General features: G+C 69.2%; 13 protein-coding genes. 4 read left to right on the forward strand and 9 right to left on the reverse strand.

The genetic code is table 11. The annotated features are described in order from the left end of the window. Positions 1–53: 53 nt before the first annotated feature. The 3 genes from AVJ23_RS19720 to AVJ23_RS19730 all read right to left on the reverse strand — a co-directional run bounded on the left by AVJ23_RS19720 (position 54) and on the right by AVJ23_RS19730 (position 4042). Positions 54–626, reverse strand: a complete 573-nt coding sequence (locus tag AVJ23_RS19720) for a sarcosine oxidase subunit gamma (RefSeq protein ID WP_058863951.1) — start codon at positions 624–626, stop codon at positions 54–56. Next, complete coding sequence (locus AVJ23_RS19725) at positions 619–3639, reverse strand: sarcosine oxidase subunit alpha family protein (protein ID WP_058863952.1); 3021 nt, start codon at positions 3637–3639, stop codon at positions 619–621. Before AVJ23_RS19725 ends, AVJ23_RS19720 begins: the two co-directional genes overlap by 8 nt. A 73-nt stretch (positions 3640–3712) precedes the next feature. Then, positions 3713–4042: a sarcosine oxidase subunit delta gene (locus AVJ23_RS19730; RefSeq protein WP_058863953.1), complete on the reverse strand. Its 330-nt coding sequence runs from the start codon at positions 4040–4042 to the stop codon at positions 3713–3715. A 62-nt stretch (positions 4043–4104) separates the two neighbouring features. On the opposite strand from AVJ23_RS19730, the gene AVJ23_RS19735 reads away from it, so the two are divergent. Beyond that, a complete protein-coding gene (locus tag AVJ23_RS19735) occupies positions 4105–4347 on the forward strand; it encodes a hypothetical protein (protein ID WP_058863954.1) in 243 nt (80 codons plus the stop codon). Between the two features lie 41 nt (positions 4348–4388). Here the strand turns inward: AVJ23_RS19735 and AVJ23_RS19740 are convergent, their stop codons facing one another. After that, a complete protein-coding gene (locus AVJ23_RS19740; RefSeq protein WP_058863955.1) occupies positions 4389–4841 on the reverse strand; it encodes a hypothetical protein in 453 nt (150 codons plus the stop codon). Further along, complete coding sequence (locus AVJ23_RS19745; protein ID WP_058863956.1) at positions 4838–6082, reverse strand: sarcosine oxidase subunit beta family protein; 1245 nt, start codon at positions 6080–6082, stop codon at positions 4838–4840. Before AVJ23_RS19745 ends, AVJ23_RS19740 begins: the two co-directional genes overlap by 4 nt. A gap of 179 nt (positions 6083–6261) precedes the next feature. Here AVJ23_RS19745 and ccmI point away from each other — a divergent pair, with 179 nt between their 5' ends. From ccmI to AVJ23_RS19760, 3 genes are read left to right on the forward strand one after another with little or no spacing between them, the layout of a single operon-like run. After that, complete coding sequence (gene ccmI / locus AVJ23_RS19750; RefSeq protein ID WP_058863957.1) at positions 6262–7488, forward strand: c-type cytochrome biogenesis protein CcmI; 1227 nt, start codon at positions 6262–6264, stop codon at positions 7486–7488. A 5-nt stretch (positions 7489–7493) separates the two neighbouring features. Further along, positions 7494–7973: a Holliday junction resolvase RuvX gene (gene ruvX, locus AVJ23_RS19755; protein WP_058863958.1), complete on the forward strand. Its 480-nt coding sequence runs from the start codon at positions 7494–7496 to the stop codon at positions 7971–7973. Positions 7974–7979: 6 nt separating this feature from the next. Beyond that, entirely contained in the window at positions 7980–8219 is a 240-nt protein-coding gene (locus AVJ23_RS19760) for a DUF1289 domain-containing protein (protein ID WP_058863959.1), read from the forward strand. An 18-nt stretch (positions 8220–8237) separates the two neighbouring features. Here AVJ23_RS19760 and AVJ23_RS23510 read toward each other — a convergent pair whose 3' ends face one another. The 4 genes from AVJ23_RS23510 to dusA all read right to left on the reverse strand — a co-directional run bounded on the left by AVJ23_RS23510 (position 8238) and on the right by dusA (position 12802). After that, positions 8238–10073 (reverse strand): calcium-binding protein, encoded by a 1836-nt coding sequence (locus AVJ23_RS23510; RefSeq protein ID WP_058863960.1) that lies wholly within the window; start codon positions 10071–10073, stop codon positions 8238–8240. 110 nt (positions 10074–10183) lie between these two features. Next, positions 10184–10966 (reverse strand): hypothetical protein, encoded by a 783-nt coding sequence (locus AVJ23_RS19770; RefSeq protein WP_437176759.1) that lies wholly within the window; start codon positions 10964–10966, stop codon positions 10184–10186. Further along, a complete protein-coding gene (locus AVJ23_RS19775) occupies positions 10957–11772 on the reverse strand; it encodes a sulfite exporter TauE/SafE family protein (protein ID WP_058863961.1) in 816 nt (271 codons plus the stop codon). The genes AVJ23_RS19770 and AVJ23_RS19775 overlap by 10 nt, the downstream gene beginning before the upstream one ends. Position 11773: 1 nt before the next feature. Then, positions 11774–12802 carry a tRNA dihydrouridine(20/20a) synthase DusA gene (gene dusA, locus AVJ23_RS19780; protein WP_084794790.1) on the reverse strand — a complete coding sequence of 343 codons (1029 nt, stop codon included), beginning with the start codon at positions 12800–12802 and terminating at the stop codon, positions 11774–11776. Positions 12803–13005: the final 203 nt, after the last annotated feature.

Below are 13005 nucleotides of genomic sequence, written 5' to 3' on the forward strand. Positions count from 1 at the left end.
GCTGGGGTAAGGCGCCACTATCGGCGCGGCGCCCGCCCCGTGCAAGGCGGCAATCAGGCGCGGTGGTGGAACACCTCGCTGCCCTCGGACGCGGCCGCGCTCAGCAGGTCGAACATGTAGCCCGCCACCGAGCGGAAACAGAAGACCTGCGCCGTCAGCGGGTCGCGCAGCCACAGCCCCGCGGCGACCTGTGCCAGCCGCGTGCGGCGCAGCGTGCCCGGGGCCAGCGCCTCGCGGCGCATGTCGGCCGGGGTCAGCTTGGCCAGCACGTCGCGCAGATGCGCGCCCTCGACCGTGAAATGCGCCCGCGCATCCGAGACATCGGCCACAAGCGCGTGGCGGTCGCCCAGTGCCCGGCCCAGCTCGGCCACGGTGCGCGCGGCATCGGCATAGGGCACCAGCACCATCAGCTCGTCCGGCGACATCCACAGCAGCCCGCGCGGCCCGGTCACATGCGCGCCCAGTGGGGCGGGCATGGCAGCGCCCGAGGCCTGCTCGACCGCGGCGGCCAGCCCGGGATCCGAGAGGTCGCCGCGCAGCTGGATCATGCCCTGCGGGCCGGTCTCGCGGATGGTGACGATGCCCTCGAAGGCGGCGCCGCCCAGCGGCAGAAGCGCGTCAGACATTCTGTTTCTCCCCGTCCGGATCGAAGAAGACCGGGCTGACGATCCGCGCCCGCATCATCGTCTCGCCATCCTCCATGGCAAAGGCGATCTCTTCGCCCATGCGCTCGGGGCCCTTATGGACCAGACCCATGGCGATGCCCCGGCCCAGCGTGGGCGAATGATAGGACGAGGTCACGCGGCCTTGCGTGTTGCGCTGGCCGTTGGCGTTACGGCCCGGCGCCACGGCATAGGCGCCGTCGGGCAGCACGCCGCCCTCCAGCGTCTCGAGCCCGACCAGCTGCCAGCGGTCGGGATCGGTCATGTGGCTGCGCGCCTGGGCCCGCTTGCCTAGGTAGTCGTCCTTCTTCTTCGAGATCGCCCAGTGCAGGCCCAGGTCCTGCGGGATCACGGTGCCGTCGGTCTCGTCGCCGATCATGATGAAGCCCTTCTCGGCCCGCATGATGTGCAGCGCCTCGGTGCCGTAGGGCGTGGCGCCGAACTCGGCCCCCGCCTCGTGCAGCCTCTCCCACAGCGCGCGGCCGCGATGGGCCGGCACCGCGACCTCGAAGCTCAGCTCGCCCGAGAAGGAGATGCGGAAGACCCGCGCCGGCAGCCCTCCCAGCGTGCCCTCGGCCCAGCCCATGAAGGGCAGCGCCTCGGCCGACAGGTCCATCCCGCCCAGCTTGTCCAGCACGGCGCGGGCCTTGGGGCCGACCACGGCGATCTGGGCATATTGCTCGGTCAGGTTGGCGGTGTAGACCTGCCAGTCCCACCACTCCGTCTGCAACCATTCCTCCATATGGGCATGGATCCGGTCGGCGCCGCCGGTCGTGGTGTGGCAGAGGAAGGTCTGGTCGTCGATCCGCGCCACCACGCCGTCGTCGATCAGGAAACCGTTCTCGGAACACATCAGCCCGTAGCGGCAGCGCCCCGGTTTCAGCGTGGACATCATGTTGGTGTACATCATGTCCATGAAACGGCCCGCATCCGGCCCTTTGACGAGGATCTTGCCCAGCGTCGAGGCATCGAGCAGGCCCAGCCCGGTACGCGTGGCGGTCACCTCGCGCATCACCGCGTCATGCACGCTCTCGCCCGGCTGCGGATAGGCATAGGGGCGGCGCCACTGGCCGACCGGCTCCCAATGGGCGCCGTGCGCCTCGTGCCAGTCATGCAGCGGCGTCTTGCGGATCGGCTGGAACAGCTTGCCCTTGGCCTCGCCCGCGATGGCGCCCATCGAGATCGGCGTGTAGGGCGGGCGGAACGTAGTGGTGCCGACCTGCGGGATCTCTTCGCCCAGCGCGCGAGACAGCGTCGCCAACCCGTTGATATTGCTCAGCTTGCCCTGGTCGGTGGCCATGCCCAGCGTGGTATAGCGCTTGGTGTGCTCGACGCTCTCGAAGCCCTCCTGCGCGGCCAGCTGCACGTCCGAGACCTTGACGTCGTTCTGGTAGTCCAGCCAGGCCTTCTTGCGCAGATCGTCCCGCGCGCCCTGCGGCATCAGCCAGACCGGGGCGAGCGGCGCCTCCTCGGTGGCCTCGGCCGCGGGGGCGGCCCCTGCCCCGGGCGTGAAGCCCAGCGCCGCCGCGGCCTCCCGGCCCTGCGCCTCGGCATCGCGCAGCGTGTCGCCCAGCCGCAGGAACCCGTTCGCTGCCCCGGCCACGCGCAGCATGGGCGCACCGTCGGCGCCGGTGGGGGCGCGGTCGGGATCGGGGCGGAACATGGCCTGCGCATCGTCCCAGAGCAGCTTGCCGCCGCAATGCGACCACAGATGTACCACCGGCGACCAGCCGCCCGACATGGCCACTGCGTCGCAGGGGATCTCTTCCAGCAACCCGCCGGCACCGGCCTGCGCGCAGATCGCCACGCCGGTGACGCGCTTGCCGCCCTGCACCTTAGCAATGGCGCGGCCCTGCTCGACCCGGATGCCCAGGGCGCGCGCCTCGGCGGCCAGCGCGCCGCCGCCATACTCGCGTGCATCGAGGATGGCCGGCACGTCCAGCCCGGCCTGCTTCAGGATGATCGCGGTGCGGTAGGCATCGTCATTGTTGGTCACGACCACGGTGCGATCACCCGCCGCGACGCCGTAATTGACCAGGTAATCGCGCATGGCCGAGGCCAGCATGACCCCCGGCACGTCATTGCCGGCAAAGCTGAGCGGCCGCTCGATGGCGCCGGTCGCGGTGACGACCTGCCCGGCCCGGATGCGCCACAGCCGGTGGCGCGGCCCGGCCAGCCAGGGCGCGTGATCGTTCAGCCGCTCGTAGCCCAGCACGTAGCCGTGATCGTAGATCCCCGCGCCCATGGTGCGGGTGCGGATGTCGACATTGTCCATCGCCTTCAGCGCGGCAACGGTGGCCTCGACCCAGGCCTCGGGATCCTGCCCGTCGATCGTGCCGCCATCCACCGGGGCGCGGCCGCCAAGATGCGGGCTCTGTTCCAGCAGCAGGACCTGCGCCCCGGCCGCGCCCGCGGCATGCGCCGCCTGCAGCCCGGCCACGCCGCCGCCCAGCACCAGCACGTCCACATGGGCGTGGACATGCTCGTAGGTGTCGGGATCGCGCGCTTCCGGATCGGGCGCCCGGCCCAGCCCCGCGGACTGGCGGATGAAGGGCTCGTAGATATGCTTCCAGAACGGGCGGGGATGGATGAACATCTTGTAGTAGAACCCGGCCGTCAGCACCGGCGCGACCAGCCCGTTCAGCGCCCCGATATCATGTTCGAGCGAGGGCCAGTGGTTCTGGCTGGTGGCGCTCAGCCCGTGGAACAGCTCGGTCGTGGTGGCGCGCTGGTTGGGCTCCACCCGGTCGCCGGTGCCCAGATTGACCAGCGCGTTGGGCTCTTCGGCGCCCGAGGCGACCACACCGCGCGGGCGGTGGTACTTGAAGCTGCGCCCGACCAGCATCTGGTCATTGGCCAGCAGCGCCGAGGCCAGCGTGTCGCCGGCAAAGCCGGTCAGGCGCTTGCCGTTGAAGGTAAACTCGAGGCGGTCCGAGCGGTCGGTCAGGCGGCCGCCCGTGGCAAGACGCGTGCTCATGATCGCGGAGCCTTTGCTTGTGGACGGGGCGGGAGCCTCCGGCGGGAGTATTTCGGGAAAGATGAAAGTCGCATCAGGCCAGATCCCTCCAGCGCCAGCCGGGGCGTTTTTCCGAGATGGTGTCGAGCAGGTCCTGCGGCGGGCGCGTGGTCTGCGCGGAATAGGTGCCGAAGACCTCGAGCGTCTGCGTGCAGCGCGCCGCGTGGAACCACTTGCCGCAGCCATGGGCGTGGCGCCAGCGTTCGAAATGCACGCCGCGGGGGTTCTCGCGCATGAAGAGGTAGGCTTCGAACTCCGTGTCATCGGAGCCGGGGCCGTGCCGGGTCAGGTGGGCCTCGCCGCCGGGGGAGAGCTCGGTCTCGTCGGCCATGACCCCGCAATAGGGGCATTTCAGGATCAGCATGTCAGAACCTCCGGGCGAGCAATGGCCTTGAACGGTCGGTTACCGTGAGACAATATCTGGGCATGGAATGGATCCTCTACGGCGTTGCGACCTCGATCATCGTCGGCGGGGCGTTTGCGCTCTACAAACGGCGCCGAAAGACCACGCTTCTGAAGCACGATCTGTCGCTGGGGCGGACGCGACAGACTGAGAGCACGCGGGACGGGATACGCGCCGAACAGGTTTTCACCGATGCGCACAGAGGCGCCGGGTCGATGCCGGATGACAGCGGTCCACAATTGTGGGTCACTTCGGCAAGGATCTGAAGTGTTGACAGCCGCTGTGCGTCGGAAATTGATGAGACGGGTCAACATGTTCTCCAGCCTTGTCCATTGACCCAGCAGGTGAAGAGATCGCCGTAGCCCCACTGCAACGTTCCGATCACGACGAGTGCAAGATTGCAGCGGAAAGCGATCCTTTCGAAAGCAGACACGGTGTTGGCCTCGACCAGACCGTCTCTGCGTGTCGCCTCAAGCGTTTCCAGAGCGTCGGTATCCGACCGCGCGATGGCCTCTTCGACCAGTTCGATATGAGAATACCGGGCAAGATCCGTGACCAGCTGCCGCAATTTGGGCAGGACCCAGAGAAGGCTCCCGAAGGAGATCGCAGAGAAGGCGACAACCAAGGAGCCGAGTCGCTGAAATTGCGACGCATTGCCAGACAGCAGAAACTTCAGGGAGAACGCCGCGAGCAGGACCAGGCATGCGAGCAAGCATATGGCCAACAGCCAGCCGAGCAGTCTGTGGTAAACCTTCGTCAATGCGCCACCCCCGCCGCGACGCTTTCGTCGATGAAGCGGCCCTCGCCGAAGCGGTTCAGGGAGAAGGGGTCCGTCAGCGGGGACGTGCCCTTGGCCATCAGCTCGGCAAAGCCCCAGCCCGAGCCGGGGATCGCCTTGAAGCCGCCGGTGCCCCAGCCGCAATTGATGAAGACCCCTTCGATGGGCGTCTTGGACAGGATGGGCGAGCGGTCGCCGGTCATGTCCACGATGCCGCCCCATTGGCGCAGCATCTTGAGCCGCGAGATCATCGGGAAGGTCTCGACCAGCGCGCGCACGGTCTCCTCGATATGGTGGAAGGAGCCGCGCTGGGTGTAGTTGTTGAACCCGTCCGCACCGCCGCCGATCACCATCTCGCCCTTGTCGGACTGGCTCATGTAGCCATGCACCGTGTTGGCCATGACGACCACGTCCATGCAGGGCTTGATCGGTTCCGAGACAAGCGCCTGCAGGGCCACCGATTCCACCGGCAGGCGAAAGCCCGCCATCTCGGCCAGCACGCCGGAATGGCCCGCCACGACGATGCCCAGCCGGTCGCAGGCGATGTCGCCCTTGGTGGTCTGCACGCCGGTCACGCGGCCGCCCTCGCGGGTGATGCCGGTGACCTCGCATTTCTGGATGATGTCCATGCCCATGTCCGAGCAGGCGCGCGCATAGCCCCAGGCCACCGCATCGTGGCGTGCGGTGCCGGCGCGGTCCTGCCAGAGCGCGCCCAGCACCGGGTAGCGCGGGCCGTTCAGCTCGATGATCGGGACCAGCTCCTTGACGCGGCGGGGCGAGATGAACTCGGTCGACACCCCCTGCAGCGCGTTGGCATGGGCGGTCCGGCGGTAGCCGCGCACCTCGTGCTCGGTCTGGGCCAGCATCATCACGCCGCGGGGGCTGAACATGATATTGTAGTTCAGCTCCTGGCTGAGCGTCTCGTACAAGGCGCGCGACTTCTCGTAGATCGCGGCCGAGGGATCCTGCAGGTAGTTCGAGCGGATGATCGTGGTGTTGCGCCCGGTATTGCCGCCGCCCAGCCAGCCCTTTTCAAGGATCGCGACATTGGTGATGCCGAAATTCTTGCCCAGGTAATAGGCGGTGGCCAGCCCGTGGCCGCCCGCGCCAATGATGATCGCGTCGTAATGCGCCTTGGGCTGGGCGTTGCGCCAGGCGCGCTCCCAGCCCTTGTGGCCGTTCAGGGCTTCGCGGACGAGGGCAAAGGCGGAATAGCGTTTCATCGGGGCTCGAATCCGGGCTGGGGTCAGTGACGTCTTGATGGACACAATCACGCGCGCGGCGCCGCCTGCAACCGTCACATTCGTCGCGACTTGCGACATGGGGTGGCGGTGGCGGCATTTGCCCTTTTTTCCGTATCCCCCCGGTAATAGATGGAAGGACAAAGGGTGACGGAGGCGAGATGATGTTCTGGATCGTGACGGGGGCGGTGGCGCTGGTCTCGGCAGGCGCGCTGGTGGTGGCGCTCTTGCGCGGGCGGCGGGCAACCGGCCCGGCCGAGGCCTTCGACCTGAAGATCTACCGCGACCAGCTGTCCGAGATCGAGGCCGATGCCAGCCGGGGCAAGATCGCCCCCGACGAGGCCGAGCGGCTGAAGACCGAGATCTCGCGCCGGATCCTGGCCGCCGATGCGCGGGTGCGCGCGGGCGGCGATGGCAGTGGCCAGCCGCGGCTGGCCGGGCCGGTCGCGGCGCTGGTCGTGGCGCTGATCCTCGTGGGCGGGGGCTTCGGGCTCTACCTGCAGATCGGCGCGCCGGGCTTCCCCGACGTACCGCGCTCGGCCCGGATCGCCGCGGCGCAAAACATGCTGGTCGACCGCCCCGCGCAGGAGGTGGTCGAGGGCCGTGTGCCGGCCAGCGCCCCGGTCGAGGTCTCGGAGCGCTATGCCGAGCTGATCGCCAAGCTGCGCGAGGCGGTGGCCGAACGCCCCGATGACCTGCGTGGCCACATCCTTCTGGCGCAATCCGAGGCCAACATGGCCAATTTCAAGGCCGCCCATGCCGCGCAGGCCCGGGTGATCGAGATCAAGGGCGACGACGCCACGGCACAGGATTACGCCGATCTCGGCGATTTCATGGTGCTGGCCGCCGGCGGCTATGTCTCGCCCGAGGCGCAGGCCGCCTTCGAGACGGCGCTTGAGATGGATCCGCAGAACGGCGTCGCGCGGTTCTATGGCGGGCTCTTGATGGCGCAGACCGGCCGGCCGGATATCGGCTTCCGCATCTGGGATCGGCTGTTGCGCGAAAGCCGGCCCGAGGCGCCCTGGGTGCCGCAGATCCGCAGCCAGATCGAGGAGCTGGCCTTCCGCGCCGGCGAGCGCGACTACCAGCTGCCCGAGGCCCCTGCCCCGCGCGGCCCCAGCGCCGCCGATATCGCGGCGGCCGAGGACATGTCGCCCGAGGACCGGCAACAGATGATCCGCGGCATGGTCGGCCAGCTTTCCGACCGGCTGGCAACCGAGGGCGGCCCGCCCGAGGACTGGGCGCGGCTGATCTCGTCGCTGGGCGTGCTGGGCGATACCGAGCAGGCCAGCGCGATCTGGACCGAGGCGCAATCCGTCTTTGCCGAGAGCGAAGCCGCGCTGGAGGTGCTGGCGCGCGCCGCGCGGCAGGCCGGGCTGACCGAGTGAGCGGCATGATCCACGACGACATGGAAGGCTTCGCCGCGGCGCTGCCGCCGATGACCGCCCTTGCCGGGCTGGACCTTGGCACCAAGACGATCGGCGTGGCCGTGTCGGACGGGCTGCGCAGCGTGGCCACCCCGCTCGAGACGATCAAGCGGCGCAAGTTCACCCAGGACGCGGCGCGGCTGGTCGAGATCCTGACCGAGCGGCGCATCGCCGGGCTGGTGCTGGGCCTGCCGCGCAACATGGATGGCAGCGAGGGGCCGCGCTGCCAGTCGACCCGGGCCTTCGCGCGCAACCTGTCGGCGCTCTGGGACGGGCCGGTGACCTTCTGGGACGAGCGCCTGTCCACCGTGGCGGCGGAACGCGCCCTGCTTGAGGCGGATACGACACGCAAGCGTCGCGCCGAGGTGATCGACCACGTCGCCGCCTCGTATATCCTGCAAGGAGCGCTGGACCGGCTCCGGCACTTGTCCGACACGACGACCTGAGAGACCATGACCGACGAGATCTGGAAACGCGACGAGATCGAAAGCCCTTGCATCAAGGTCTGCGTGGTGCATCCCGAGGCGCGGATCTGCACCGGCTGTCTGCGCAGCCTCGACGAGATCGCGGGCTGGTCGCGGATGAGCCCCGAGGCGCGCCGCGCGGTGATGCAGGACCTGCCCGGGCGGCAGGACCTGCTTCGGCAGCGCCGCGGCGGGCGCGCGGCGCGGCTGGCCAAGCGGACCGGCTGAGCCGCCGGCCCGGCCGGGTCAGGCCGTCTCTTCGAGCGTGACCGCCACGTCACTCAGGCTGAAGCCCGAGTTCTGACCATCCGTAATGCGGGCAAGGTAGACGATGTCGGTCCCGTCGGGCAGCGCCAGCAGCGCATCGGTGCCACCCTCGGGGTCGGGCATGACCATCAGCGTGTCGGGATCGACCCCGGCGGCCAGACGGACCGACAGCACGTCGCGATCCACGCCGTCCGAGTCGAAATCGTCGATAACCGGCACGTTGTCCGCATCCGCCTGCGGCAGCACGGCATCCAACTGGAACAGGTCGCCATCCGCCCCGCCCGAGACCGAAACTCCGAGATCGGTGGTGGCAAAGTCGATCGTGTCCTGCCCGGCCCCGCCATCGGCCGAGAACTCGACCTCGATATAGTCGTTGCCCGCGCCGCCGCTGGCCGCGAAGACCCCGGTCAGGATATCGTCGCCGGCGCCGCCATCGGCCTCGAAGGCGTTCTCGATGATGTCGTCGCCATCGCCGCCGCGCGCCTCGCCGGCATTGCCGGTGATGATGTCATCGCCCGTGCCGCCGTCGAGAATGTCCTCGGAATCGCCGCCGGTCAGTGTGTCGTCACCCTCGCCGCCCTGCAGCAGGGCCTCGGTCCCGGTGGAGCTCAGCACGTCATTGCCCACGCCGCCAATCAACTGGGCAAAGGCCCCGCTGGCGTCCAGCGTGTCGGCCCCGGTGCCACCATCGAGCAGCGCACCGTCGCCCAGCGCCTGCAGGCTGTCATCGCCCGCCTCGCCGTAGAGTTCGTCGCCATCGCCCTCGCCGAGGATCGTGTCGTCGCCATCGCCGCCGCGCATCTGGTTGCTGCCGGCCTCGCCGGCCATCACGTCATCGCCCGCGCCGCCCGACATCTCGTCATCGCCCGCGCCGCCGGCCAGCGTGTCATTGCCCGCCTGCCCGTTCAGCGTGTCGTCATCCTCGTCGCCTTCGAGGAGGTCATTGCCCAGACCGCCGTCCAGCACGTCCTCGCCGATCCCGCCATAAAGCGAGTCGTCGCCATTGTCGCCTGACAGGATGTCGGCCCCCTCGTCGCCAAACAGGATGTCATCGCCGCTGTTGCCCGACATCTCGTCATCGCCAAGCCCGCCCATCAGGTCGTCATCGCCCAGCCCGCCCGACATCGTGTCATCGTCCAGCCCGCCGTCGAGGAAGTTGAACGAACTGCTGCCACCGGAATAGGTGTTGATGCGCATCAGGTCGTTGCCATCGCCACCCGACAGGCTGTTGGAGCCCTCGTCGGCGTTCAGCGTGTCATCGCCGGGACCGCCGTCTAGCTCGTTGTCGCCGCCTTCACCATCGAGGCTGTCATTGCCGAGACCGCCGAACATCGTGTCGTCGCCATCCCCGGCCTCGAGCGTATCGTCGCCACCATCGCCATAGAACAGGTTGTCGCCCAGCGCGTCGCGCAGCAGGTCATTGCCCGCGCCGCCGCCCAGCACATCGTCCCCGGCCTCGCCAAGGACCTTGTCGTCACCATCCTCGCCTTCCAGCACGTCATCGCCCGGGCCGCCGACCAGCTTGTCGAGCCCGGAGCCGCCGAAGGCGAGGTCATCCCCCTCCTCGCCGCGCAGCGTGTCGTTGCCGGCATCGCCGAAGACCTCGTCATCGCCGTCCCCGGCATAGACCAGATCGTTGCCGGCCAGCGCCGAGAGGAAGTCGTTGCCGTCGCCCAGGTCCAGCACGTCATCGCCCTCGCCGGGCTCGGGCGGCTGCGCACGGTCGCGATCATCATCGTCGTCATCGTCGCCCCCGCCGAAATCCACGAGCAGGCCGACCAGCAGCAACGGCAGCAGTAGCAGAAGTGAAAACATTGGAATCCCCCGTAAAAATCGATGGCCGAGGATATGTCCGGACCAGAGGATCGCCTAATGAATTCGTTAACTGTTCGTCTTCGGGAAACAATCCAGCGGATCAAGGGCCATTACATGCGATCCGACAGCCAGTCGCGCAGGCCGCTCGACAACTCTGGGCGGAAATAGGCGATCATCCTTCCCTCGGGCCCGGCCCGCGCGCCCTCGGCCCAGGGCGCGACGCCATGCAGGACCAGCCTGTGCAGCAGCAGCGCCTCGCCCGGCCGGGCGGGCAGTTCCACGCGGCGGCAGGTCTCGAAGCATTGGCGGCGGGCGGCCAAGTAGGCCTCGGTCACGTCGACCTGATCGGGCGGCAAGTCGGGCCGTGCGGCCAGCGCCGCGAGCAGCGCCTTGGCCATGACGTGGTGGCTGCCCTCCCAGACGACCAGCGGGCTGGCACCGGGATCGGCCGCGTTCAGCGGCAGGCCCAGGATGAAGGCATGCGGCTCGCGCAGGAAGCGCCGGCGCTCCGGCCCCTCGGCCCGGATCCCGTCCACATGCGCCGCGTCGCGCCGCAGCCGGTAGCCGAAACCCGCCGCGCCCTCGCCCTCGCGCGGGCGCGGGTAGCCGGGGAAGGTCACCGACAGCTGCGCCCGGTGCAGCGGCGGCAGGGGCGCCAGCGCGTCGATCGCGGGCCCGGCGAGCGGGACGCCCGACAGCGCGCCGTCGGGCCCGTTGGGCAGCGCATCGACCCCCACGAACCACGTGCCCTCGCAGACCAGCCAGCGTGCGCGCAGCGCGGGATCGGCCAGCGCCGCCTGCCCGGCCACCCGCGCGGCGCGCGCCCAGGCCAGCGTGCGCGGATCGGCGGGGAACCGGCGCCAGCCGGGTCCACCCGCGGCGCTCAGGTCCAAAGCGCCTCGCGCAGCATGTTGGCGGCCACGATCAGGATGAAGACGGCAAAGATGCGCCGCAGGGTCAGCGCCGGCAGCGCATGGGCCAGCCGGGCGCCCAGCGGCGTGGTCAGCAGCGTCATGGAGACTGCGATCACCAGCGCCGGCAAGTTGACGGCGCCCACGGTCAGCGGCGGCGCCTCGGCGATCGAGACCATGAGAAAGCCCAGCACCGAGGGCACGGCGATCAACAGCCCGAACCCGGCCGCCGTGGCCACGGCCCGGTGCATCGGCACGCTGTAGAGCGTCATCAGCGGCACGCCGAAACTGCCCCCGCCGATCCCCATCAGCACCGACAGGAAGCCCACGGCAGGCGACAGCACGGCCCGCGTCACGCCGCCCGGCATCTCGGTGCCCAGCCGCCAATGCGGCCGGCCCAGCGCAAGGTAGAGCCCCACCAGCGTCGCCAGCACGCCGAAGATCACCGCCAGCGCCGCGGTGCGCAGCCCGGCCGCCACCAGCACGCCCAGCACAGCGCCCGCCGCGATGCCCGGCGCCCAGCGTTTCAGGATCTCCCAATCCACCGCGCCGCGCTTGTTGTGGGCATGGACCGAGCGGATCGAGGTCACGATGATCGAGGCCAGCGAAGTGGCGAGGCAGACCTGCATGATCTGCGGCCCGTCAAAGCCCAGCCCCTGGAAGACGAAGAAGAAGACCGGCACGAGGATGATGCCGCCCCCCACCCCGAAAAGCCCGGCCAGCACCCCGGCAAAGGCCGAGGCCAGCATCAGCAGCCCCAGAAGCGGCAGCAGGATGGACAGGTCCATGTCAGATCACCTCTTGCGGGGTCACGGCGGCCAGCGCCGCTTCGACCAGTTCTGGCCCGGCCTTCGGGTCCGAGGCCCCCTCGGACAGGATCTGCCGCCAGCGCCGCGCGCCGGGCTGGCCGGCGAACAGGCCCAGCATGTGCCGCGTCACCTGCCCCAGCTTGCCGCCCGTGGCAAGGTGGCGCTCGATATAGGGCAGCATGGCGCGCGCCGCCGCGGCCCGATCCGTGATGCCCGAGGCCGGCCGGTCCGGCCAGAGCCGCGCATCGGCCCCGGCCAGGCACTCCCACGGCTTGTGATAGGCCGCCCGGCCGATCATCACCCCGTCGAAGCCGTCCTCCAGCAGCGCCTGCGCCTGTTCGAGGTTCTCCACCCCGCCATTGATCGACAGGTGCAGCCCCGGGAACTGCGCCCGCATGCGCCGCACCAGATCGTAATCGAGCGGCGGGATCTCGCGGTTTTCCTTGGGGCTGAGCCCCTTCAGCCACGCCTTGCGCGCATGCACGATGATCCGCTTGCAGCCCGCCTGCGCCAGCTGGCCGAGGAATTCCGGCAGCACCTCCTCGGGATCCTGGTCGTCAACGCCGATGCGGCATTTGACCGTGACCTCGGCGCCGGTGGCATCCATCATCGCCTTGACGCAGTCCACCACGGTGGCGGGATGCTTCATCAGCACCGCCCCGAACGTGCCCGACTGCACCCGGTCCGAGGGGCAGCCGCAGTTGAGGTTGATCTCGTCGTAGCCGGCCTCGCGCCCCAGCCGGGCCGCCTGCGCCAGCTCGCCCGGGTCCGAGCCCCCCAGCTGCAGCGCCACCGGATGTTCGACCGGATCATGGTCCAGCAGATGCAAGGCGCCCCCCCGCACCAACGCCGGCGCAGTGACCATCTCGGTGTAAAGCAAAGCCTGCCGCGAGATCCCCCGATGAAACACCCGGCAATGCCGATCGGTCCAGTCCATCATCGGTGCAACGCTTAAGCGCGCGGCCCTTCGGATGTCCGAAACCCCTTGTTTTACTGGCTCTGCGCTCATGGTCACCTGACCGATCTTCCTCGATTTGTGGGCCTTTTGCCCCCGTTTTTCGGGGTGGTGCAACAGAATGTTGCACCGGACCCGAATTGTTGCACCGCTCTCCGCCTCCTCCGGAGCCTCGCCTCGTCGCTGCGAAGGCGAGGTCTCCGCCGGGTGGATCGACGAGATATCGAACCCTGGACAAAGTTCCGGCCGCCGCGCGC

Source organism: Pseudoponticoccus marisrubri, assembly GCF_001482405.1.
In the GTDB taxonomy this organism is placed as follows: Bacteria; Pseudomonadota; Alphaproteobacteria; order Rhodobacterales; family Rhodobacteraceae; genus Pseudoponticoccus; species Pseudoponticoccus marisrubri.

What these genes read in the sequence shown, in the direction of transcription:
- AVJ23_RS19720 (WP_058863951.1), bottom strand. Translation starts at nt 626, where the DNA reads ATGTCTGACGCGCTTCTGCCGCTGGGCGGCGCCGCCTTCGAGGGCATC.
- dusA (WP_084794790.1), bottom strand. Translation starts at nt 12,802, where the DNA reads ATGAGCGCAGAGCCAGTAAAACAAGGGGTTTCGGACATCCGAAGGGCC.
- ccmI (WP_058863957.1), top strand. Translation starts at nt 6,262, where the DNA reads ATGATGTTCTGGATCGTGACGGGGGCGGTGGCGCTGGTCTCGGCAGGC.
- ruvX (WP_058863958.1), top strand. Translation starts at nt 7,494, where the DNA reads ATGATCCACGACGACATGGAAGGCTTCGCCGCGGCGCTGCCGCCGATG.
- AVJ23_RS19735 (WP_058863954.1), top strand. Translation starts at nt 4,105, where the DNA reads ATGGAATGGATCCTCTACGGCGTTGCGACCTCGATCATCGTCGGCGGG.
- AVJ23_RS19725 (WP_058863952.1), bottom strand. Translation starts at nt 3,639, where the DNA reads ATGAGCACGCGTCTTGCCACGGGCGGCCGCCTGACCGACCGCTCGGAC.
- AVJ23_RS19760 (WP_058863959.1), top strand. Translation starts at nt 7,980, where the DNA reads ATGACCGACGAGATCTGGAAACGCGACGAGATCGAAAGCCCTTGCATC.
- AVJ23_RS23510 (WP_058863960.1), bottom strand. Translation starts at nt 10,073, where the DNA reads ATGTTTTCACTTCTGCTACTGCTGCCGTTGCTGCTGGTCGGCCTGCTC.
- AVJ23_RS19775 (WP_058863961.1), bottom strand. Translation starts at nt 11,772, where the DNA reads ATGGACCTGTCCATCCTGCTGCCGCTTCTGGGGCTGCTGATGCTGGCC.
- AVJ23_RS19745 (WP_058863956.1), bottom strand. Translation starts at nt 6,082, where the DNA reads ATGAAACGCTATTCCGCCTTTGCCCTCGTCCGCGAAGCCCTGAACGGC.
- AVJ23_RS19730 (WP_058863953.1), bottom strand. Translation starts at nt 4,042, where the DNA reads ATGCTGATCCTGAAATGCCCCTATTGCGGGGTCATGGCCGACGAGACC.